Below are 23,165 nucleotides of genomic sequence, written 5' to 3'. Positions count from 1 at the left end.
CTCAGTCGTCGCCCAGCGCGAGGCACCCGTCGCGCCGCCCGAGCGGTGCACGATCACAGCTAACTCACAACAGCGGAGACACCCATGATCACACGACGGACGTTCACCGCAGGTGCAGCGGCGTTGCTCACGGCGAGCCAGGTCTCGACCCGCGCCCGCGCGGCGACGACGAACTGGGACATGTCGACGGTCTGGCCGGAGGGCAACTTCCACACCCAGAACGCGATGGCGTTTGCGGAAGAGGTGAAGAAGCAGACGAACGGTGCCGTCAACATCACGGTGAAGGCCGGCGGTCAGCTCGGCTTCAAGGGCCCCGAGCATCTGCGTGCCGTACGCGATGGCCTGGTGCCGCTCGCCGACGTGCTCAACATTCAGCAGGTGGGCGACGAGCCGTTCATGGGCGTCGAGAGCATCCCGTTCCTCGCGGGCTCCGTCGACGAGGTCAAGGCGCTGCACAAATATGTCCGGCCCGAATACGACAAGATCGCCGCGCGCAACAACCAGAAGATCCTCTACATCGTGCCGTGGCCGACGCAGTATCTTCATCTGAAGGTCAAGACATCAGAGGTCGCCGGGCTGAAGAACATCAAGATCCGCGTACCCGACAAGAACGCGGTCGACATGCTCAACGCCATCGGCATGGCCGCGGTCATGATCCCCTGGGGCGAGACCATTCCGGCGCTGGCCTCTGGCGCGGTCGCGGGCGTCTCGACCTCGTCGGTGTCGGGCGTCGACGGCAAGTTCTGGGAGTTTTTGAAGTACGTCTACCCGACCAACCATGTGTGGTCGTCGCAGATGCTCAACGTCAACCTGGATTCCTGGAAGGCGCTGACGCCGGATCAGCAGAAGATCATCACCGACATCGCCGCCAGGATGGAACCGACCTTCTGGGCCAACTCGGTCAAGGCCGACGTCGACAGCCTCAACCGCCTGAAGGAAGGCGGCATGGAGGTGGTGCCGGTGTCCGAGGCGATGATGACGGAGATCCGCACCAAGACCGCGCCGCTGATGGAGGCGTTCCTGAAGCGCGTGCCCGCTGCCGAGGCGCCGGTGAAGGCCTATCTCGCCGAGATGAAGCGTGGCTGAGGCCATCATGGAGCCATCGCCGGGCGAAACGGCGAGCCTCAACGCGGCGGCGCCCGCACCGCTGCGTATCCTGCTCGATGTCATCGACCGGCTCGGCCGGCTCGATGGCTGGATCGGCGGCGGCTGTCTGCTGACCTTGACGGGCCTGATGCTGGCGGAGGTCACGACGCGGGCGCTGTCGAACGTGCTGCCGTTCTTCCCGCCGACCATCTCGATCGCCTGGGAGTACTCCTCCTATTTGATGGCGGCGTCCTTCACCTTCGGCGCCGCCATGACCCTGCGCGTCGGCGGCCACATCCGGGTGGTGCTGCTGCTGAAGAACGTACCGGCGCCGTTGCAGCGCGCGATGGAGGTGCTGGCCGCGGTGGCCGGCTTCGCCTTCATGGCGTTCCTGACCTGGGCGATGATGAAGTTCGCCTTCAGCTCGTTCATGCGTGGCCAGGTCTCGACCTCGAGCGACACCCCGCTGTGGTTTCCGCAGGCCGTCGTCACCTTCGGCATGCTGCTCCTGACCCTGCAATTCCTCGCTCGCGCCATCCAGGCCGCGCTGGGGTTGCCGGTGGAGGACCACCGGATGAAGGCGTCGCCGGTCGAATGAAAGCTGCGACACAGACCCGGACGAGCTACTCGCTAACTCGGACGCAGGCCGGCATTTGGAGACGTCTCCAGTTGGCTGATCGAGAAGCCCTCGCCCCGTTGAATTACTCCGTCATGCCCGGGCTTGTCCCGGGCATGACGACGTGGAGACGGACGAGCGCGCCGTTCCGATCGCCGTGCGCGATAGCACTGCCGCAGGCAGGAAGAAGGTGAAGCGCGCTCGGGGCGCGATGTGTACGCGTCACGACCAAGCGATCAGAAAGCAGCCGTCCAGCCAACCCTCCTTCCGCCGATTCCCGCCCGCCCCACTCACCGCGGACTGCATCGCCCCATGACCATCGAAGTCATCGCCCTGTTCGTCATCCTGTTCGCGCTGCTGGCCGGTGGCCTGTGGATCGGGCTCACGCTTGCGCTGACCGCCACCCTGCTGCTGGCGATGTTCCGCTCGATCCCGCTCGACAAGCTGCTTCCGCAGTATGCCTGGAACATCCTGACCACCCAGGAGCTGCTGGCGCTGCCGCTGTTCATTCTGATGGGCGAGCTGTTGTTCCGCACCCGGCTGTCGCGCTCGCTGTTCCAGGGCCTGGCGCCATGGGCCGGGCTGCTGCCGGGCCGCCTGCTCCACGTCAACGTCATCGGCTGCACCATCTTCGCCGCGATCTCCGGCTCTTCGGCGGCGACGACGCAGGTGATCGGCCGGATGTCGCTGAACGAGCTGCTGCGCCGCGGCTATTCGCGCGACATCGCGATCGGCTCGCTGGCCGGTGCCGGCACGCTCGGCTTCCTGATCCCGCCGTCGAACATCATGATCATCTATGGCGTGCTTGGCGACGTTTCTATTCTCAAGCTCTTTACTGCCGGCGTGCTGCCGGGACTGCTGCTGGCCGCGACCTTCATGGGCTGGGTGATGCTGCACACCACGCTGAAGCCCGCGATGGTGCCGAAGGCCGAGGCGCAGCTGTCGCTTGTGCCCTGGGCCGAGCGCTTCGCCGCACTGAAGGATCTCGCGCCGGCGCTGTTCCTGATCGCCTGCGTGCTCGGCTCGATGTATGGCGGGCTGGCCACGCCATCGGAAGCCGCCGCCGTCGGCGTGCTCGGCGCGGCGCTGGTGGCGTATTTTCAGGGTGCGATGTCGCAGCAGGTGGTCCGGGATGTGATGATCGGCTCGGTGATCACCTGCTCGATGATCGCGCTGATCGTGCTCGGCGCCTCGATCCTTGGCAACGCCGCAGCGTTCCTCGGCATTCCGCAGGCGGTGGCCGCCTTCGTCAAGGGGCTCGGCCTGTCGCCGTTCATGCTGATCGCCGTGCTGATCGTGTTCTATCTGATCCTCGGCTGCTTCCTCGACGGCTTCTCGATGATCGTGATGACACTGCCGATCGTGCTGCCGATCGTGAAGGGCGCGGGCTTCGACGAGGTCTGGTTCGGTATCTTCCTGGTGCTCGCCGTCGAGATGGCCCAGATCACCCCGCCGGTCGGCTTCAACCTGTTCGTGATCCAGGGCCTGACCGAGGACGGCCTGGGCTATATCGCCCGCGTGACCGCCCCCTATCTGATCATCATGATCGCCTTCGTTCTGCTGCTCACTTTGTTCCCGGGCATCGTGACGATCCTGCCCCGGCTGCTGTATGGGTGAGTCGCCGTGTCAGGCCGCCTGCATGTTGTCGAGGAACTTCTGGACCTCGGCCTTCAGCCGCAGGCTCTCGCCGGAGAGCGCCTGCGCCGAGGTGAACATCCGGTTGGAGCTTTCGCCGGTCTCGCCCGCCCCGCGCGCCGCGCTGCGGATGTTGTTGACGACCTCGGCGGTGCCGCTCGCGGCCGAACGGACGCTCTGGGTGATGTTCTGCGTGGCCGCGCGCTGTTGCTCGACCGCGGCCGAGATCGATGCGGCGATCTCGTTGATGCGCTCGATGGTCGCGCCGATCGCCTTGATGGCGTCGACCGATTCCTGGGTCACGGTCTGCATGTTGGCGATCTGGCTGGAAATCTCTTCGGTCGCGTTGGCGGTCTGCCCGGCGAGCGTCTTGACCTCCTGGGCGACCACCGCGAAGCCGCGGCCGGCGTCGCCGGCGCGGGCGGCTTCGATGGTCGCGTTCAGCGCCAGCAGGTTGGTCTGCTCGGCGATCGAGGTGATCAGCTTGACGACGTCTCCGATCCGGTTGCCGGCGTCCGACAGCTCCTTGATGCGCTGATCGGTGGCGGTGGCCTGGTTGACCGCCTCGGCCGCGATCGCATTGGATTCCTGCACGCGGCGGATGATCTCGGCGATCGAGCCGGACAGTTCGTCGGACGCAGCCGCCGCGGTGTGGACGTGCTCGGACGCGGTCTCGGACGCCCCGGCCGACTGGCCCGACAGGTCGGCGGTGGTGCGCGCGGCCTCGGTCAGCTGGCGGGCCTCGCGTTCGAACTCGCTCGCCGACGTCAGCACGTTTTCGATGATGCCGCCGATGCTAGCCTGGAACGAATTCACGAAGCACTGCAGCTCGGTCTTGCGCTGTTCGACGGCGGCCGCAGCCGCGGCCGCCTGCTCCTCGCGCATCCGGCGCCGCTCGCTGGCGGCGCTACGGAAGAACACGAGGCTGCGGGCGATCTCGCCGATCTCGTCAGTGCGGTCGTCCGACCTGATCTCGATGTCCTCGCGGCCGTCGGCGATCGCGGTCAGGGCTTCCGTCACGGCGGTCAATGGCTTGGTGACGCGCCGCACGGCGAGCATGGTCAGGCCAAGCACCAGCAGAGCGGCGATGCCGGCTGCGACCATCATGGTCTGCATCACCTGCGACAGCATGGCGTCGAGCTCAGCCATGGGCACGCCGACATAGAGAATGCCGAGCACCTTGCCGGCCGGATTCGTCACCGGGAAATAGGCGGTCATGAACGGCTTGCCGAACAGGACAGCCGGGCCCTTATAGGCCTCGCCACGCCGCAGCAGCGGCTGCGCCGGATGGTCGGCGGCAAGCTGGGTGCCCACCGCGCGGTCGCCATTCTCCTTCTTCACATTGGTCGAGCGCCGCACAAATTGTCCGCTGTCATCGACGACGAACAGCGTGGCGCTGCCGCCGACATAGGACGTGGCGCGATCGACGGTCGCGTGGTCCTTGATGTCGGACATCGCAGGGACCTCGATACGGGTGACCGCGCCGTTCTGCACGCTCACCTTGGCGTCCTTGAACGTCTCGGCGAAGGTCAAGGCGAAGGTGCGCAGATTGCCTTCAATGTCCCGCTTGGCACGATCGGCGAAATCGGACGACAGCGACCAATAGGCGGCACCGACCACGAGAGCTGTATTCAAAGCGATCACGACCGCGGCGCCGATCAGCGCCTTGGTGCCGAGCTTCAACTTGAGGGACACGTCAAAAACCTTCTGGGGAACTGCAACTGAATCTCAAACTGCCCGTAGTTGGTTTCCAACAGTTATTTTTCCGGCGTGTAGAATTCGCAAGCCTCCTCGAAAACGGCAGCCAGATACCCAGTGATGTCTTTTTCCCCCATCATAGTATGGTTTCGCGAGAGCCTACGACTCTCTGACCACCCCGCGTTGCATGCAGCTGCCACCTCCGGCGCGCCCGTCTTATGCTGTTACATTTACGATACTGAGAGCCTTGCACTCCGTCCCCTCGGTAGCGCGTCGCGCTGGTGGTTGGCGCAATCACTGCGTGCGCTTCAAGACGAACTCGACCCGCTCGGCGCCAAGCTCGTGATCCGTCGCGGACCTTCGGCGAAGGCGATCAGCGAGCTGGCGCGCGAGGCGAGCACGAGCGCGGTCTATTGGAACGATGTGGCCCAGGCCGGACCGCGCGCGGTGGCCGCAGAGGTCGAGGCGGCGCTCGATGCGATCGGCGTCAAGTCGCGTGTTTTTGCCGACGACCTGCTGATCGATCCGGCCGAACTGCGCGGCAAGGACGGTCGCGGTCCACGTGTGTTCACGCCATTCTGGAAGCGCGTGCTCGCCTTGGGCGACCCGCCGAAGCCGCTGCCCGTTCCGGTCCGGCTGTCGTCGCCATCGGGCGTCGCGAGCCTCACGGTCGACGAACTGGCGCTGGAGCCGACCAGCCCTGACTGGGCCGGCGGTCTGCGCGCGACCTGGCGCGCCGGCGAGCGCGCCGCGCAGGCGCGGCTCGTAAAGTTCCTCGAGACCACCGTGCGCGGCTATGCCGCCGACCGCGACCGGCCGGACATCGAGGCGACCTCGCGCCTGTCGCCACATCTGCGCTTCGGCGAGATCAGCCCGCGTCAGATCTGGCACGCGGCGCGGTTCGCCGCCGAGCAGCAGCCGGCCTTCGCGGGCGGCATCGACAAGTTCCTGAGCGAGCTCGGCTGGCGAGAGTTCAGCCGCCACCTGCTGTTCAACAATCCTGACCTCGCAACCCGCAATCTGCAGCCCTCCTTCGACGCATTTCCGTGGACGCAGGACGATGCGGCGTTGTGGGCGTGGCAGCGCGGGCAGACCGGTTATCCGATCGTGGATGCCGGGATGCGCGAACTCTGGCACACCGGCAGCATGCACAACAGGGTCCGCATGGTCGCAGCCTCGCTTCTGGTGAAGCATCTCCTGATCGACTGGCGGCTCGGCGAACAATGGTTCTGGGACACGCTGGTTGATGCCGATCCCGGCAGCAACCCGGCCAGTTGGCAGTGGGTGGCCGGCTCGGGTGCCGACGCAGCGCCCTATTTTCGCGTCTTCAATCCGGTGTTGCAGGGCGAGAAGTTCGATTCCAGCGGGACCTATGTGCGGCGCTGGGTTCCGGAACTGGCGCGGCTTCCGGCCGCCCTGATCCATCAGCCCTGGGCGGCCAAGCCGCTCGAGCTCGCCGAGGCCGGAATCGTGCTCGGCCGCTCCTACCCGGCGCCGATCGTCGATCACAGGCACGGACGGGAGCGTGCATTGGCCGCCTATGCGAGCCTGCGCACAAGTGATTAGTTGCGGTGCGCTTTGACAGCCGGCAGAATCCAGCTATCGTTGCAGTGTTTCCAACACATCGGGGGACCGATATGGACGACACTCCACTCTCTGACCCTACCGTGACCGAGACCAGCACGCCCGCCGAGCCGCCGAAGGATCCGGTGGTCGCGGCGGCCCCGAAGGCCAGACGCGCGGCCAAGAAGGCAGCCAAGAAGACCTCCAAGAAGGCTGCACCCAAGCGGGCCGCCGCCAAAGCCAAGAAGGTCGCAACCAAGAAGTCGGCCAAAAAGACCGTGAAGAAGGCCGCCAAGAAGACTGCGAAGAAGACGGCGAAAAAGGCCGCCAAGAAGACGAAGAAGGCCAAGCGCTAATCCGCTTGGTCGGACTGAAGCCAGCAGGCGATCGCTTGCACTGCCGGTCTCGGCGAAACAATCCAGTGCCCGGTAGTGGGGACGATCTGGCGCTGGATTGTTTCGTGGATTGCTCAATACGAAGACAGCTGACGGTTTGGCGACAGAGCCGCATTGTGCCTCCCTCTCCGGCCCTTTGACGTTAGACTGAACAGAAGACCTGCTGTCGTCTGCTTCCCTGGAGACACCACATGAGCAAGCTTACAATATTCGTCGCCACCTTGATCCTGGCTGCGGCCACCCTGGTTCCCACGGCCTCGGAGGCCCGCAGTCATCATCGTCATCACCGCCAATATCACGGCCTGCCTTACACGATCAGCTTCCTGCACAATTACGGGCCGGGTCCGCTGCCTGGCACCTTCGCCTTCTATGACGGCCCGTCGACCAATCACTGCTACCAGAGCGCGGCGAGCTATATCGGCCAGGACCGCCGCCGCCATCCCTGCTTCTGATCGGGTTATCGACACCGTTGCGGCAGTCTGCGCATTCGGCCGATCTCGAATGTCGTGCATCCGAGCGCCGCGAAGGCTGGCCTTGCCCCGCCAAGTCTGATATCGAGGACCTCGCGGGATCGGTCCTGCACATTTTGCGCTCGTAGCTCAGCTGGATAGAGCATCGGATTTCGATTCCGAGGGTCGGGAGTTCGAATCTCTCCGAGCGCGCCACTTCGGTACAGAACTGGGCACTCCAAAACCTGCCGTTTTTGCGCTCGATGCGGCGACGAGCGTGCGCAGAAGCACGCTTTTCGACCCCATGATGCGAATCTCTTTCGCGTCGACTTCGACCCGCTGGGCCAGGGCGCGGAGGTGGTCCCGGCGGTAACCGCCCGACTCGGTCCGCATCCGCCTGCGGGCCTGGCTGGCGAAGGTCTTGAGTGCCTGGGGTGTGATGCTCGGCCCAGCCCGATCCAGCGCGCCCTCGGCCCGCTCTGCGTCGGCGCGGGCCTGGTCGCGGATGGACTTCAGCTCGGTGACGCGCTCCTTGAGTAGCGGATCGGAGATGTCAGCGATCCCGTTTTCGATGGCATCGTACAGCCGCTTGAGTTTGGCTTCTGCTTCGGCCGCACGCTTGCGCAATTCGGCGATATGCGTGGTTCGGCGCTCCGCGCGCTCCTTACGGCGATGCAGGACGGCCGATAAGACTTCCTCGAGACGTTTCGGCTGCAAAAGACGGTGCTCGATGTGCTCGGCCACCACGCTGTCGAGCTTTTCCATGGGAACGGTGCGGCCCTTGCAACCGGTCTCGCCCTGCCGGGACTTGGTCGAGCAAGTGTAATACTTGTATCTCCCGCTCTTTCCGGTCCTCAGCGTCATCGCCCCGCCGCAGGCAGCGCAAAAGCAGATCCCGGTAAGGAGAGTTGGGCCGCTGACGATGCGCGGCGCGGTCAGTGCCGGGCAGCGTGTCTTGAGCAGCGTCTGCACCGCCTCGAACTCCGCGGCCTCGATGATCGACGGCACCGCCATCTCGACGATCTCGGCCTCCGGTTTGCGCTCGCGCGTTTTCCAAAATTTGGTGTTGAAGCGATGGCGGCCGATATACGTCGTTCGCGTCAGCACCTTGTGCACGGCATCGACGCCCCAGCGCCCGCCATCACGGGTGCGGATGCCGGATTCGTTCAGATGTTTGGCGATCGATTTGACGCCCATTGATCCCGACGAGCCGTTTCCTTCGCGCGCCAGGCGATAGATCAGTCGCACGGTCTCGGCCTGGATCGGGTCGATCTCCAGCGCCTTCTTCGTGCGGTGGCCGCGCTGCTCGGCGGCTTCCACGACGCGGTAGCCGATCGGCGGCAGCGCTCCATTCCAGAAGCCCTGCCGCGCGTTTTCCTTCATGGCGCGAAGCGTATGCTTGGCGTTCTCCTTGGACTGGTACTCGTCGAACAGAGCCATGATCTGGCGGATCATGTTGCTCATCGGATCGTCGCCGAGCTCCTGCGTGATCGACACCAGACGCACGCCGTTCTTGGCAAGCCGGCGGACATAAAACTCAAGCTGGAACTGGTCGCGGAAGAAGCGGCTGAAGCTGTGGACCAGGATCACATCGAACGCCGGCGGTTTGACCGACGCCGCGTCAACCATGCGCTGGAACTCCGGCCGCCGATCGTCGGTCGCGGACGCGCCCGGCTCGACGTAGTCGGCGACAACCTCCCATCCGCGAGACGCGCAGTAGTTCTTCGCCTGGCGGCGCTGGTCCGGGATGGAGAGATCGCTCTCGGCCTGCCGTCCCGTCGAGACTCGCAAGTACAGCGCCGCCCGAACCGTTGCAGCCATGGTGATGTCCTCTCAGCCTTTCCCAAACAACTCGTCGAACAGATCACCGGACCAGGCTTCGAAGACATCGATCTCGGTTTCGGTCACGGGCACGTCCGTCGGCCAGTCGTCCGTCATGGCCCATGTTATCGAAACGCGCTTCGCTCGTCGTCGGCCACGACGAGCGGGCGCATGCGCGTAGTCATAGAGATCGTCAAGTGGCGCGCGGGTCGGCGGACGCCGTAGCCGGGATTTGTGAGCGGGAGCCATGGCGCCACTGTGGCAAGCCTGGCCAATCCACAGAACGGCCGATGTCTACGCCACGTTACGCTGGGGTGCCACGAAAGAGGCCAGCCGCTCAAAGGCAGGATAAAAGCACGCAAGGTGCGTGCGGTCGGTTGGGGTCGGAGGCACCAGCAAATTCCAGTGACGCGGCAAACATTGCGATATACCGGCACAACCTGCCGTTCTCACCAATGCGCCGCCGTTACAAAGCTTTAGAACACCTTGCGGTACTCGAGATGACTCAGCGGCAAATTTCCACACGGATCGTGGTCGCTCCCTTCGACACCAGCACAGATGCGTTCGCGCTAAGCGAGTAGCCATGATCGCTTGGCGGCAAAGCCGCCGGCTCAGCGTCAGTCCGTCAAGGCCCGCGTTTCTCGCGACCGGCTCCGCTCGGCTTGCGGCCTTGACCGGCTGCCGACGAACCGGCTGAGCTCGCCCCGAGCACGCAGCCCTCGGTCAGTAGTGTCGGGTATTGTCGATAGCGGACCAGTGAGCGGACGCGGCAATCTCGACGCGAATGACCCGAAGCAGTCATCGCTCAAAGTTCATTCAACCATTCGACCGATCGCGTCAGAGCAAGCCTTCCAGCCTCCACATCCAGATCGAACTGATATTCGTGTCCAAGGCGCGGCTCGTAGTCCGGCGGGAAGAATAGTTCTTGGACTTTCACAGCCTTCGCCTTCAGCGCTCCGGCCATGGCGAGAGACTGTGGGCTTAAAGGGTCGGCATTCCCCGCGCTGATGAACGTCGGTGGAAATGCTTTGGTTACGTTGGGTGCGACCGACATCGTCTCGAATCCTTTTGCTTGCCGCCAATCACGCTTGCCGCTGTAGGCCCACGTCGTCGATTGAATGAACCAACTGAGGATACCGCCTCGGCCTCCCATCCCGGTGATGTCATAGACGCCACAGAAGAGAATCGTCCCCACAAGCTGAAATGGCGCCGCCTCCCGGGTGAGACCCACCCTTTGCGCATATTCCGGGTTTGTAATGATCGCTGCGGTCTGTGCCGCAATCTGGGCTCCGGCGCTGTCGCCAGCGATGACAATGCGATCTGGGTCAACACCCAGCCGTCCGCCCTCACGGCCGAGATAGCTAAGGGCCTTGTTCACCTGCCTGATTGGCGTGGGATAGGTCGCTTCCGGAGCGATCGTGTACTCGACATTGACGACGGTGAAACCGTATCCGGCGAGTACTTTCAAGTAGTTTGCGACATCCGAGCGACGGCCGGAAACGAAACCGCCGCCGTGGACCCAAACTACGGTAGGGACTTTGGGCCTTTGCTGCGGCGGCCGGTAGATGTCGAGAAACCCATCCTTATCGGCCGGATCGTAGCTGACAGTGGTCACGCGGACCAATTGAGGTGTATGTTTCTCAAGTTTTGCAGACGCCTCAGCCGCGCCTTTGTCGAAAACTAGCCTAATCAGGTAAACGCTCGGCCAAGGCGACAAGAAAAACGCGGCAACGACGATGCCGACGATGCCGAGCAGCCCAATGAGCCACCAGCGCACTGCGTCCTCCTAGAGCGGGTCGGTTCAATTGTCTTGTCAACAGTAGCGAAAAACGGGCACAGCCACCATCAACACTGTTGCCTGACGTTGTGTCGCCTCATGTGCCCGTCATGTCGATCCCGCGGCTGGTCGAAAGGGCCGCTATCGAAGGGTAACCGGACCACCAGCGAAATCAGGAAGACGGCCGCCCATAAGGCGTAGCGCAAGATCGTAGTCCATCGCTGGTTATTCGGCAGGATCGTCTTGGCGGCCGCAGCATCATAGCGCTACGGCGAAGCAATAGTGCCCATCTTCATCGGCCGTGGCGCGCCAGGGCCACCTTCGCCGCGCTTCACCAGCCATCGCCCGTCATCACCGAATGCTCGATAACGCCTTGTATAATCGGGGATTTTCTGCGCTACCGGTAGTCCTGGCGCATGATCGGCCACACTTTTTACTCGGCGTCGGCAAGCGTCAGGAACCAATGGGCGTTGAGGCATTCCTCCCGGAATGCGGCCGTTGAACGCCTCCATGAACGCGTTGTCGCGTCGGCTCGCCTGGCCTGGAGAAGTCCAGCGTGACGCCGCGCTGATAGGCTCAGACGTCGAGATCGCGCGATACGAACTCGGTGGCTTGATCGACGCGGATCGTCGCCGGGACTCCCACTTCATTGCAGACTCTTTCCAGTATCTCCACGACATCGGTGCCGCGGAAGGTGAACCGCGGTGCCAGCGCCGGCGAGAAGCGGGAGAAGATGTCGACAACCGTGAGCCCCCGAAGCTTGCGTCCCATAGCCAACTGGTCATGGACGAAATCCATTGCCCAGGTCTCGTTCGATCGCGTCGCCGGGCGGCGATCCCGCAGCTTGCCCTTGACCCTGCGTTTCGGCGTCTCGTTGCGCAACTGCAGGCCCAACTCGCGATAAACCCGCCGCGTCTTGTTCTGACCGTGGCGCCATCCCTCGCGACGAAGCACGACGTGAATGCGACGATAGCCGTAGCGAACGCGGACATGACAGATCTCCCTGATCCGTTGTTCGAGGGCAGCCTGGTCGGAGCGACGAGATCTTTAGTGGTCGGTCGACCTGTCGAACTCAAGGGCCTCGCACGCCCTGCGGATCGACACCTGCCATTCGCTGCGTACCTCGTCGACGAGCTTGCGCTTCCGACCAGGCTTCACAGCTTTCGGCGGATCACGTCCTGCAGCATCTCCTTGTCGAGCGACAAATCCGCGACCAGCCTCCTCAGCCTGCCGTCCTTCTCCTCGAGAGCAGCTTCAATCGACGCATCTCGGTCGGCAACAGCCCGTCATACCTTTTCTTCCAATTGAAATAGGTGTCCTGGCTGATCCCGGCCCTGCGGCAAACCTCCGCAAGCGCCGTACCGTCCTCAGCCTGCTTCAGAACAAATGCGATCTGAGCCTCCGAAAACTTCGATGCCTTCATGGAACTCTCCTCTGTCCCGGGTGGGATCATAAGTGGAAAATTCCAGTTCAAACTGGCCTAATTTGGCGGGGGCACGTCAGCGCCTATGTAGAGCAGGTTCTTTTGCCTACCCTTCATCCCGGCGATATCGTGATCTTGGACAATCCCGGCAGCCGCAACCACCGCCTTGCGGTTTCCAGAGCACTTGGCGACCGCCAGTCCCCAGGTCTTGACCTTCTCCCGACGCTTGAAGCGCGTCAGCAGCGCGCTCGCCGCCTCGTAGAAGCGTCGTCCGCCCGCGAACTGATCGGACACGAAGTCGAGCGTCGAGCGCGCATTCGGCTTCGCCTCCATCCGGATCGGCACGCGGACACACCACCACAACCCTTGCGGCGGGTGCCGCGCTTGCGCACCGCGAGCCCTTCCTCCCGGTAGAGCCGATTGATGCGATTGATCCCAGACGGCTCACGGTCCCGCCGCAGCAGGATGAATAGCGGCCGATAGGCCGAGCCTTTGGGTTTCAAAGCACGTTGCGCAGAGACACTGCAGCAATGACAGCCTGATGCCTCAAGCGCAAGCTGAGGATGGCTAACAGCTCGTGCCTTGAGATTAACGCGCCATTGGCGGGCCCATCCTCATCAGAGCGCTGTCCAGGTCTGTCCAGAAATCCGGTCCCTTCCTGACGTGATGGGTTCCGACCCGTTCGCATCTCTGCAGCGTATGCTGATTTTTGCTGCCCGTTATGATGATCACGTTCGCTGGGACGCGATCCGCATCGAGCAGATGCCCGCAAACCGACAGGCCGTCCAATTCAGGCATATTGACATCGATCACCAGCACGTTGGGCTTGCCCCTCGTGACCTTCAAAAAGGCTTGAAGCCCATCGGATGCGGTATCCACACGGAAGCCCAAACGCGCGAAATGGATTGAGAGCAGCCCGAGCACCGCGGCGTCATCATCGGCGACGAGCAGACTGGGCTTGGTGCTAAAAGTCCGCGTCGTTTCTATATTGCTGATTATTTCCTGTACGCCGAAAGCCTCGATCGGCCTCGCAGACCGCTGCATGTTGCCGCTCCTGTCGTTGCTGCCGGATCTGGTCAATCGACCGTCCCGCATGCCTGTCCCCAAGCAGACGGGGTTGAGCCTAAGGCTTCCTTAGCCACCTTCCAGGTAGGAATACGCGGATCCCTCCGACGTTTGACGCTATGCCTGCTGCAAGGACCGTGTGGCAGACTGCATCGAGCACCCGCACCGCTGCATCTCGCTGATAAGACTTTTGAGCGCGCGATCGGTGTCAGCGCCATGTGCTTCGCCACGGATTTCAGCCACGACTGCATCCTCCAGATCTGCAGCAGCCTCGCTCAATGCGGTGAACCCGTAGATGCCGCTGGCGCCCGAGAGGGCGTGGGCCGTCAATCTGATCTGATCCAACAGGTACGATACTCGCCCCTCGTCCTCCAACATCTGCGAATGATTGGAGAGGAGCTCAGCATCTCGCCGGACCCTGAGCAGGAACTCCGCCCGCAATTGCTCAAGCGGATCATGCGAAGGCCTCAGATAGGTCCGGAGCGACGCCGCAAGTGTCAACGGATCGAACGGCTTTTGAATCACGCCTGCAGCCCCCAGAGACCGAAAACGATCCGTCTCCCGTGCCTGGGTTCGGGCCGTCATGAAGACGACGGGCACGTCGGCCGTTGCGGTGCTCTGGCGGAGGCGAACCAGCGTCTCCGGCCCGTCCAGAACCGGCATCATGACATCGAGCAAGATGAGATCCGGCGCCAGTTCAGCTGCCATCGCCACGGCCTCGCGTCCTGAGGCGCAGCTGTGCACTTTGAATTCGGGATCGAGGCCGAGTGACAACTCGACGACGTCTCGGATATCCCGCTCATCATCGACGTGAAGAATGCGAATCTCGGTCATGCGACCTCCCTTACAGACAACGATGTTGAGAGCCCAAGTCGATCGCGCACGATGCGTCCAAGGCGGTCGAGGGAAGATGTCATCTTGGGCAAGGCTGGTTGCGATTGATCATCGTCCGGCCAGACCTGATCCAAGTTGGAGAACATGATCACGGGTATGATCTTGCCGTCTGGATCGCGCAAGTCCGGCAAGAGATCCAAGCCTGACTCTGTACCCAAGCGGGTCCCCACGATCGCGAGATCGATGCGTTCCGTCGCCAATATGCGCCGCGCAACCTCCGCACTGTCGGCAGAGACCATGTCGGCCACGACTTCCAGCGCACGCGCGACGACAGCGAGCGTTTCGTGATCGCCATCGACGTGAAGAATGCGCGGCCTCGCACGACGCGACGGTGGCGTTGCAGCAAGATGGGATACGAGACGCTCGACATCGATCGGGCGCTCCTGCCATTGCAGGTCGCTCGTCTCTCGACGACTGGCATCGGCGTCCCCGCCCCCAGGCGCGTCGGAGCAGACGATGATGTCGGTCTTGTCGTGGTGAGGAATGCTTCGAATCTGCCTCGCCAGATCGATACACTCGTCGTCATCAAGCGGCAGATCGACGACGACCGCCGCGTACCGGCCGGTGCTGGCACGCAAGAGCGCGGCTTGTACCGAATGCGCGAAATCCACCGTCAGGCCGACAGAGGCCAATTTCGTCCGGATCGTCTTCTTGACGACCGGATCGGTTTCGCACAACAGGATCCGCGACGAAGCGCCGGTGACGGTCGTGTCGATCCTGCCGCCGACGGTATCGTCCCACATCGGCAGATCGACATAGAACATCGCACCGCCGCTGTCGGTGTTTTCGAAGCCAGCCTTGCCTCCGAGCCGCTCCGCGATCTGCTTCACGATACTGAGGCCGAGGCCGGTCCCGCCCTTTTGGCGGGCATCCGTGGCATCCGCCTGGGCGAACTTCTCGAAAAGATGCGGTTTGAAGTCCTCGGGTATGCCCGGACCATGATCGCGCACGGCGATCCGCAAGCTGTCTCCGTGATCCTCCACCGTCACCTGTACGACCCCGCCGGACACGGAGAACTTGATTGCATTCGACAGCAGGTTCGCAATCGCTTGCGCCAGTCGATCCGGATCCACATTGGCATGGATCTCCGCGGCGCCGGCCAAGAGTTCGACGCCCACAGAAAAATGGTCTGCGTAGCCGCGATTGTCCTCGATGACCTGACTGACCAGCGACCTTACTTCAACCCTTCTGAGGTTGAAGGCAGTATCGCCCGCCTCGATCTTCTCCATGTCGAGGATGTCGTTGACGAGACGTCCCAGACGTTCGCTGTTCGCGTGGGCGATTTTCACCAGTCGCGCGGCGGACTCTGGGATCTTCTCGATCCAGCATCCCTTGAGTAGCCCCAATGAACCGGCGACCGAGGTCAGCGGCGTCCGTAGTTCGTGGCTGACCGTCGCCACAAACTCGTCCTTCAGACGTTCGACGCGCCTGCGCTCGCTGACGTCGACAACGACGCCGAGAATCATGAGCCCTTGGCCGGCGCGAATCGGATTGAGACCGACCTCGACGGGAAACTCGCTGCCGTCCTTTCGCCGTCCGGAGAGTTCACGGGCGGCGCCCATCTGGCGGCCTTCGGGGTGCGACGCGAAGGTTTGCTGAAACGTTGCGTGCTTCACCTTCGAACGATCGGGGACCAGAATATCCACCGACTGACCGATCAACTCCTCACGGCCGTAACCAAACAGCCTTTCGATCTCGCCGTTGGCCATCGAAATCCTGCCCCGGGGATCGATCATCAACATCCCGTTCGGACAGGCCTCAACCGCCAGGCGGAACATCTCGTCCGCGAGACTTCTCGCCGCAATGGCCATTTTGGCGCTATCGCGCTCCAGCGTGCGCTGCTCCAGCAATTGGCGTGATCGCTCGATCGCAGCAAGCGCATCGTTGATTTCCTTGACGTCGGATTTCGGAGCCGCGGCAGCTTCGCCTGCCGGCAACGCAAGCGCTTCGGGTATCAAGCCCTGCACGGCGCGCGCGATCCGCTTCGATTCATACATCGCCAGGATCAGACCGACGACGAGGACGCCAAAAACACCGGCGCCGCCATACATCAGAACCAGGTTCGGCTTGCGGTACAGATCGGCGATTGGAACTCCGAGCGAGACGGTCCAGTTCGACTGCTCGGACCGACTGAACCCGACGAGTATTGGCGTGCCGTCAACGCGGTGGGTTTCAACCACACTGGGCTGCGACGATTCGATGGCAGCCAGTCTGACCGGCGCACGCATCCCGATCTGTTCGGGGTCTTGGGAGCGCGCAACAATGACACCGTCGGAGTCCGTGACGGAGGCGATCCAACCGGCCGGCAGTTTCTGATTATCGAACAGGCCATTCAGCCTACCCACGTCCAAGGCGACGCCCAGCGTGTATTTCACCTTCCCGTCGCGAAATACCGGGACATCAATGGACAGTGCCGGCTTCTGCGAAACGGCGCCGTTGAAGACATCGGAGACCGAAGGCCTGCCTGTCGCAAATACCTTCTGGTGGTTTACTATCTCTGCGCGTACCGGCAGCGGGGCGCCGAAGGGCAACGAGGTGTTAACGACTTGCTGGCCGGCTGCATCCGCAACCACGACCGCGGAGCCATGCAGGTATCGGAGGCTTCCCAGCGCCTCGACATGAAAGGCGGCCAGATCGTCGGACGCGAGAGCTGACGATTCCGCCAGGATCTGAGCTGCGGACGACGTTCCGGAAAGATCCCGGTCCAGAGCGGAGACGAGCGCACGGACGGTCGCCAACGCGCCCTGCGAAATCTGCTCGCGTTCGTGCCGATACAGCCCAAAGGTCAGCACCGCCAGTCCAATGAAAGCAGGAACTGACAGCATGAGAATGATTCGGAAGAGCCTCGCCTGGATCGACAGAGGCACACCAGGCCGAACCGTGCTCGGACCCCCTAACCACATCAATCGTTGCCGGATGCGGCTCGTCATCGGCCAGTCCCGCCCGCTCGAGCCCGCCTCCATCGAACGAGGCGATACCTCGGCGTCTCTCCGTGAGGTCACGGTCTCGCCCGTCAACTCCCGCATCGCATCTTCCCACGGCGCGCGGACGAGGCCGCCGGCCGCCTGGCAGCCACCAAGAGGTTAGTTTCGGCCGCGTGCTGATCCCGTGCCGCCTTGCGAAGCAGATCCGCGAGGTTCTTGGCCCTGAATTTGCGCATCAGCGCGGCGCGGTGGCCTTCGAAGGTTCGCGGGCTGATTCCCAACCGCGCCGCCCCCTCCTTGTTCGAATACCCTTCCCTGACGAGGCCGAGCACCTCCTCCTCGCGCACGGTCAACGGATGCCGACCTACCGCGCTCGCTGGAGCCGGTCGTGTCTCATCTTTGGCGTTGCCGGCTCTCGCCCACCACCTGATGATTTCACGCCCTTGCGCAAACGCGCTCTGCTCCACGAGCGGCGCCTCGAACGTATGGCCCAGCCGCTGCACGAGGCTGCAAACACATTCGGCCTCGCGCAACGCGCGCTCCGCGACCTCCCTCCACGACACGCCATCCTCGCCTCCCGTTGAAAAGCGGTCGCCGTTCTGGCAAAGGTCCTCGAGATAGAGCAGGAGCGCCGTCAGGGGCCCATTCAATTGGTGAGCGATCGCGGCGCCCACCTCGTTCGCCACGATTGCGCGATCAGTCCCGGAAGATCTCGCAGCCGATCGCTCCGCATCTGCGACGTCGCCGCTTGGCCCTCTCATCGCAGCGTAGCTCCCGTTTGAGCTTCCGACGTCAGGCTTGAGTCTACGGCCTCGATCAACTGGAGCGAGGAGAACGGCTTGCGAATGCAACGGGACGCACCGCGTTGCAGAGCGGTCTGCAGGTAGTCGATCGGCTCGAGCGAACTGCGCAGCCTGAAGCCAGACATGGCGATGATGGGAACGGTTGATCGTTGCCGGATATGCCCGATCGCATCGATGCCGCTCATCCCTGTCATGAAAAGGTCGACCAGAACGAGGTCGAAGCATGATCGCGCAAGCGTCTGAATACCGGCATAGGCGCCGGACGCCAGCTCCGTATGATATCCACGCCGCGCTAGCAGCACCTTGATCGCAGCTCCCACGCTCTCGTCGTCGTCGATGACCAGCACGCGCACGACGGGAGCCGACATAGCGTCCTGTTTGATTCGAACACGGGCGACCTGCCCTGGCGCATACATGGACCACCCCCAGCAGAGGCAAGCACGCAGCGTCGGTCACGCCGCCGTCAGTGCAGACCGCGGTGCTGCGCTACTGAAAAACTATGCGGCCATATCTGACGACGCGTTAATTTCGATGCACGTAAAAATACCTGAAATCCAACCCGCCTCTTCGAGCGACGCTACAGCAATGAATTGGCGCTCGGACTCATGCCGACCTGCTCGCCGGATCGAACGCGTGGACGATCTGACACATTGATGAGGGTGCGATGACTTGAAATTAATTCCTCCTGTAGATCCTGATCGGGTGAAGTAGGAGGATGATTGCATGACCGCCGATCAATTCGAGGCGCGCCTAGCCAAGGTGCGGCACCGCTTCGCCACTGCGCTCGAAAGCAAAATCACGGATACTCTCGTCTTCGCCGATCGCATGTCGCGCGGCGAGGACAGCAGCCTCAAACTCGTTTCCGAGTCTTATCGCCACTTGCACGGAATCTGCGGCATCGGACCGACCGTCGGCTTCGCTGCGACTGGAGAGGCGGCGCGCGCCGCCGAAAGCGCCCTGCTGCGCGCAATGGCCGAAAAACGACGGCCGACCGACAGCGAACTCATGAGGCTCAAGGAGGCGCTTGCTCATCTGCGAACGGCCGCAACATCGGAACTGCGGATGATGTATCAGCGCGGAGGATAGGCAATCCGCAACTGCGCATGGGCAAGTCTCCCGATAAGTCCACGCCCCCCGCATGAGCCACGGCATGGCGACGCTGAGACGTGGTCATGGCTTGAGCCCCGCGCAGCCGGCTCGCGATCGGGACTTTAAGCACGCTGGCGCTCGCGGCGGCAGGATGTCCGCCGACCGCCGCCGCCCCCCTCACTGCAAGCGCCAACGAGCGTCTACCCAAGATGTCTGCCGAGGCAGATCGGCACCATTCATGCCGTGCACACGAGCTGGAGCGGCAAGAAGGACCGGAGAGCGATCACGCAACGCGGGGTTCACGTCCTTAATGAGGAACCAGCCCGTCCTCGTGAACGGCGGCGAACCCGCAATATCTGTGCACGGCTTCCAGCAGCTCCGCGCCGTCAAACGACTTTTTGACGACCCGGACTGCTCCGGGGTGACCTTCAATATCTTGCAGCAGCTTGCGCTTGACCGAGCTGCTGAGGTGTCGCCCAGAATGCACGATGACCGGAATGGCGACGGTCTCGGGAGCACTCCTCAGCTTCGTCAGGAAATATACTGCATCGCCCCTCGGCATGCAGAAATCGGCGACGATGACCGTCGGATGCTCGCGCCGCGCCTTCCAGAATCCTCGCGTCGCATCTTCGGCATGGAGAAGATCAACTCCCAGCTCGTCGAATCTGCGCGCGAACGCCTTCCTGACGCAGACATCGTCGTCGACAAGCAGGACGCGCGGACGACGCTTGACGTCGACCTCTGCAAAACCTCTTGACGCCCTTGCTATCTCGGAGTGTCTCGCGGGATAGATCTCACCGACGCTCTCCGCGAGCTCCTTCCAGAACAAACGGCCCTTCCGTATGCACGTCGCGGCCAGCCCATCACAAAGTTGCAGTGTCGCTTCATCTGTCCGACCTGTCATCACTATGACGTGGGCCGCTCTCTTCGCTGCATTGGACAGGTAGGTGAGGACGCTCAGTCCATCGACCTCTGGCAGATTGACGTCGATGATGAGGAGATCCGGCCGGTTCTCGGCGGCCTTGATCAGAGCCTGCAGCCCCGTAGACGCGGTGATGACAAAAAATCCGATCGACGTACACCACTCGGTCGTCGCTCTCAGAACCAGCGGATCATCGTCAACAATCAGAATCGTCGGAACGGCGCTGCCCGCTTGCCCCGCATCCATCTCACACGCTCCCATCTGGTCCCGTCCCTTGTCTTGACGTGGGCCTGCAGCACCATAGATCCAGCCGAATTGAAGATCGCTTCAGCTTTGTATCCGGCGTTGCTGCTTATCGCGATCCGATCAACGGAGCCTGAATTTGAGGATAACATCAGTCCAGGTAGAATTACCTGGACTTGAACAGACATGCTTCGTAACCCGCGGAAATCGCTCTATATCTCGCATCCGCAATTTCTCAGTGCTGCAATTGAAGCTCGCTGTCGTGTCCAGTTTATCCATATGTAGTTGGACATCGACTTCACAACTTCCGATCGGTTGGATCTGACACATCGTCCATCTTGGCATACGATGGCGTCCCATCAGCGACGGCACCGTCTCTTCAGAGAAGACGTGATTTCGTTTTCGGCAACAGCGTATTTCTACGCGGCACGCCGTACGCTCGAAAGTAACCGAGTCAATTCAGCTTCAAACACGCACGCAAGTTGCGCCTGCACTCTCATGAGAAATTAGGACGACCGTCCATGCACCGCCATGTCGCCAGTCCACCGATACGACCGAACACGACGGCTGCGACGCTGACCGCGCACTGCCGTGCGATCGGATCCGCTGCGCTCAACCGTGGGTCATATTTCTTCTCAATCGACGGGGTAAGTATCGTGTCGTCTTTGTTGCGGTTTGTTCTTACTGCATCCATTTTGGTCCAGGCGTCGACAATCCATGCCCAGCAACGCCGGCCGTCCGCCGCCTCACCGGAGGTGACGCGGCAGACCTCTCCATCCCAGCCCCCCCCACTCATCGCGGCACTCAAGCAGGCGCCGATGGTCGACGCCCCGGCAAGATCGCTGCGCGTCGGCGTTCCAATCGCCGATGCGGGATATCCCGAAGGATTTAGGCTGTCCAATCTGGGCGGCCGCCGCGAACTATATATTCCGGTGCCCCAGGGGGGCGAACTCAGTCTTGCCGAGCTCGTTCTCTCCTACGACGATGTGAGTGCACATGAGGCGCGTCGCAGCCTGGAGCTCCTGGCCAATGATCGTTCCATCGCCTCGCTCGTTCTCGATGGCAAAGGCACCGGTCGCACGGCCCGGATCTCTCTCGCCAGTGCGTCGGCGCGTGAGGGCTTTCTCAAGCTCTCGTTCGTGTATTCCGGGGCGGCGACGCAGGACCGCTGCATCGACGTCCGCTACGTCGGCGACAGTCTCACGATACGTCCAGAGACGACCGTCGACTTTGTCATCGGAATGTCGGGGGTGCCCAACATCGCGGTGACCGCTGCGCTGATGCCGCGAGACGTCGGCATCCTGTTGTCCAGCGATACGCCGCCGCCTGCCGATATTGCGACAGCGTTGACGATTGCACGATCCCTCAAAGCCGGAGGGCGGACCGTGAGCTTCCATCACGGCAGCAACGCCATTCCGGATATGACAGACCAGGACAACAAGGGACGATGGACGCGTGGTCTCATCGTCGTCGGATCCTTGGAAAGAATAGCCGATCGGCTCGATGCCCCGGCGGCAACATTGGCGAGCTACGCCGACGGCATGTACGCCAAAAACGCGCTCGCCGTGGCGCGCATCAACGGCGTTCCGGTCCTGCTTGCAACCGATTCAGGCTCGTCCCAGGTCGGACGGCTGCTCAGCCACCCCTCGCTCATGGCTCTCCGTGATACGCCGACGGCTTCGATCGGATCGATCTCGACCGCGAGAAAGCCGACCGATCGGATCAGCATCGACGAGCTCGGTCTGATACCGCCACGCGTCGATGTCTTCGGCCGCGCTGAGCTTGCCGTATCGATTGCCAGCCAGTCGTTGCCGGGCGGAACCCGCCCCTCGCGCTTGATCCTCGACGTCATGGTTGCTCCCGACGGCGCCGGCGAAAAGGCGGTTGTCAGCGTCTTCGTCAACGAACACCTGCTCGCCAGCACAGTTGCCGCAATTGGTGGACCGACGCGGCTCGATTTTCCTCTCCCCGACGGCCTCGTCGGCGCGGTCGCGAACGTAAGAGCGATCGTGCAGCGCCGCAGTTCGCAGGGCGACTGTCGGTTCGAGCCGCAGGGCTACCCGGCGGAGCTGCTTGGCTCCAGCCAGGTCGTCCTGTCGCCATCGGGATCGGTGGCGCGCGACTTCTCCGATTTGACGAGCTTATGGGCCAACGGCATCCAGATTCTGTTGCCGGCATCGACGGCGGATCGCCCGCTATCCGTCATGACATCGCTGTCCAACGTGGTGAACGCTCTATCGAACAAGACGACGCCGATCGAGGTGACGTATGTCGACGGCAAGGTATCCGCGACGCCACAGGCGCCCTTCGTCCTGGTCGGCAATCTGCCTCCCGACGGAGTCGTTCAACGCGTGCGGTTCGATCGCGGACGCGTGGCCGTCACCGATCGCAACCAGCGTGTTCTACTCGATGTCGGAGGGATGACCACCGGCGCGGTCGCGCAGATCGTCACGGCAAACAAAGTTCCCGGGCTATGGATTCGTCCGCTCAGCAGCGACGGATCGTTGGCTGCGGCACCCGCCTTCAATCTCGACCGCGGCGACGTCGCATTTCTTGATCGGAATGGCGTAGCCCTCGCCCTCTCTACCTATCGCGACACGCTTCTGCGCGTGGCCTATCTCGATCAAACGTCGTGGACGGCCGGTCTCGATCGCGGCTGGCCATGGATCGTCGGGACCACCTGGGTGATTGTGACCCTTGCGCTTCTCGTGCTGGCCCAGCGCACCTACCGTCGCCGAGCTTCAGGCCGTGCCGGAGAATAG

At 62.8% G+C, this 23,165-nt stretch carries 16 protein-coding genes, 1 tRNA gene and 3 pseudogenes; 9 read left to right on the top strand and 11 right to left on the bottom strand.

Annotated features, from left to right (window positions below):
- Positions 1–84: 84 nt before the first annotated feature.
- The 3 genes from ACVIJ6_RS26385 (at position 85) to ACVIJ6_RS26375 (ending at position 3,319) form a co-directional block, all read left to right on the top strand.
- Positions 85–1,086, top strand: coding sequence for a TRAP transporter substrate-binding protein (locus tag ACVIJ6_RS26385; RefSeq protein ID WP_456775090.1), 1,002 nt, complete (start codon positions 85–87; stop codon positions 1,084–1,086).
- A 7-nt stretch (positions 1,087–1,093) separates the two neighbouring features.
- Positions 1,094–1,684, top strand: coding sequence for a TRAP transporter small permease subunit (locus tag ACVIJ6_RS26380; protein WP_456777088.1), 591 nt, complete (start codon positions 1,094–1,096; stop codon positions 1,682–1,684).
- A gap of 330 nt (positions 1,685–2,014) precedes the next feature.
- On the top strand, positions 2,015–3,319 hold the full coding sequence (locus ACVIJ6_RS26375) for a TRAP transporter large permease (protein ID WP_456775089.1): 1,305 nt from the start codon (positions 2,015–2,017) through the stop codon (positions 3,317–3,319).
- 9 nt (positions 3,320–3,328) lie between these two features.
- Here the strand turns inward: ACVIJ6_RS26375 and ACVIJ6_RS26370 are convergent, their stop codons facing one another.
- Positions 3,329–5,032 carry a Cache 3/Cache 2 fusion domain-containing protein gene (locus tag ACVIJ6_RS26370; RefSeq protein WP_456775088.1) on the bottom strand — a complete coding sequence of 568 codons (1,704 nt, stop codon included), beginning with the start codon at positions 5,030–5,032 and terminating at the stop codon, positions 3,329–3,331.
- Positions 5,033–5,155: 123 nt separating this feature from the next.
- Between ACVIJ6_RS26370 and ACVIJ6_RS26365 the strand changes: the two genes are divergently transcribed.
- The 4 genes from ACVIJ6_RS26365 to ACVIJ6_RS26350 all read left to right on the top strand — a co-directional run bounded on the left by ACVIJ6_RS26365 (position 5,156) and on the right by ACVIJ6_RS26350 (position 7,658).
- A complete protein-coding gene (locus ACVIJ6_RS26365; protein ID WP_456775087.1) occupies positions 5,156–6,601 on the top strand; it encodes a cryptochrome/photolyase family protein in 1,446 nt (481 codons plus the stop codon).
- A gap of 101 nt (positions 6,602–6,702) precedes the next feature.
- Entirely contained in the window at positions 6,703–6,954 is a 252-nt protein-coding gene (locus ACVIJ6_RS26360) for a histone (protein ID WP_456775086.1), read from the top strand.
- Positions 6,955–7,184: 230 nt separating this feature from the next.
- Complete coding sequence (locus ACVIJ6_RS26355) at positions 7,185–7,445, top strand: hypothetical protein (protein ID WP_456775085.1); 261 nt, start codon at positions 7,185–7,187, stop codon at positions 7,443–7,445.
- A 136-nt stretch (positions 7,446–7,581) separates the two neighbouring features.
- Positions 7,582–7,658, top strand: a tRNA-Arg gene (locus ACVIJ6_RS26350).
- A gap of 573 nt (positions 7,659–8,231) precedes the next feature.
- Here the strand turns inward: ACVIJ6_RS26350 and ACVIJ6_RS26345 are convergent.
- The 9 genes and pseudogenes from ACVIJ6_RS26345 to ACVIJ6_RS26305 form a co-directional block, all read right to left on the bottom strand.
- Positions 8,232–9,263: pseudogene (locus ACVIJ6_RS26345) on the bottom strand (recombinase family protein); the annotation flags it as partial.
- A gap of 805 nt (positions 9,264–10,068) precedes the next feature.
- Positions 10,069–11,040: an alpha/beta hydrolase gene (locus ACVIJ6_RS26340; protein ID WP_456775084.1), complete on the bottom strand. Its 972-nt coding sequence runs from the start codon at positions 11,038–11,040 to the stop codon at positions 10,069–10,071.
- 439 nt (positions 11,041–11,479) lie between these two features.
- Positions 11,480–12,463 (bottom strand): annotated as a pseudogene (locus tag ACVIJ6_RS26335) (IS3 family transposase); the annotation flags it as partial.
- Between the two features lie 261 nt (positions 12,464–12,724).
- Positions 12,725–12,945: pseudogene (locus ACVIJ6_RS26330) on the bottom strand (IS3 family transposase); the annotation flags it as partial.
- A gap of 106 nt (positions 12,946–13,051) precedes the next feature.
- On the bottom strand, positions 13,052–13,507 hold the full coding sequence (locus ACVIJ6_RS26325) for a response regulator (protein ID WP_456775083.1): 456 nt from the start codon (positions 13,505–13,507) through the stop codon (positions 13,052–13,054).
- A 138-nt stretch (positions 13,508–13,645) separates the two neighbouring features.
- Positions 13,646–14,362, bottom strand: coding sequence for a response regulator (locus ACVIJ6_RS26320; RefSeq protein ID WP_456775082.1), 717 nt, complete (start codon positions 14,360–14,362; stop codon positions 13,646–13,648).
- Positions 14,359–17,352, bottom strand: coding sequence for an ATP-binding protein (locus ACVIJ6_RS26315; protein WP_456775081.1), 2,994 nt, complete (start codon positions 17,350–17,352; stop codon positions 14,359–14,361). The genes ACVIJ6_RS26320 and ACVIJ6_RS26315 overlap by 4 nt, the downstream gene beginning before the upstream one ends.
- A gap of 83 nt (positions 17,353–17,435) precedes the next feature.
- Positions 17,436–18,032 (bottom strand): LuxR C-terminal-related transcriptional regulator, encoded by a 597-nt coding sequence (locus ACVIJ6_RS26310; protein WP_456775080.1) that lies wholly within the window; start codon positions 18,030–18,032, stop codon positions 17,436–17,438.
- A 71-nt stretch (positions 18,033–18,103) separates the two neighbouring features.
- Complete coding sequence (locus ACVIJ6_RS26305) at positions 18,104–18,517, bottom strand: response regulator (protein WP_456775079.1); 414 nt, start codon at positions 18,515–18,517, stop codon at positions 18,104–18,106.
- A 355-nt stretch (positions 18,518–18,872) separates the two neighbouring features.
- On the opposite strand from ACVIJ6_RS26305, the gene ACVIJ6_RS26300 reads away from it, so the two are divergent.
- Positions 18,873–19,235 (top strand): hypothetical protein, encoded by a 363-nt coding sequence (locus ACVIJ6_RS26300; protein WP_456775078.1) that lies wholly within the window; start codon positions 18,873–18,875, stop codon positions 19,233–19,235.
- A 310-nt stretch (positions 19,236–19,545) separates the two neighbouring features.
- Here the strand turns inward: ACVIJ6_RS26300 and ACVIJ6_RS26295 are convergent, their stop codons facing one another.
- Entirely contained in the window at positions 19,546–20,406 is an 861-nt protein-coding gene (locus ACVIJ6_RS26295; protein WP_456775077.1) for a response regulator, read from the bottom strand.
- 479 nt (positions 20,407–20,885) lie between these two features.
- Here ACVIJ6_RS26295 and ACVIJ6_RS26290 point away from each other — a divergent pair, with 479 nt between their 5' ends.
- Positions 20,886–23,165, top strand: coding sequence for a hypothetical protein (locus tag ACVIJ6_RS26290; RefSeq protein ID WP_456775076.1), 2,280 nt, complete (start codon positions 20,886–20,888; stop codon positions 23,163–23,165).

The sequence above is a fragment of the Bradyrhizobium sp. USDA 4369 genome (genome assembly GCF_054056435.1).
The sequence above is the reverse complement of the archived record's forward strand: the minus strand, read 5'-3'. Positions and strand labels throughout refer to the sequence as shown.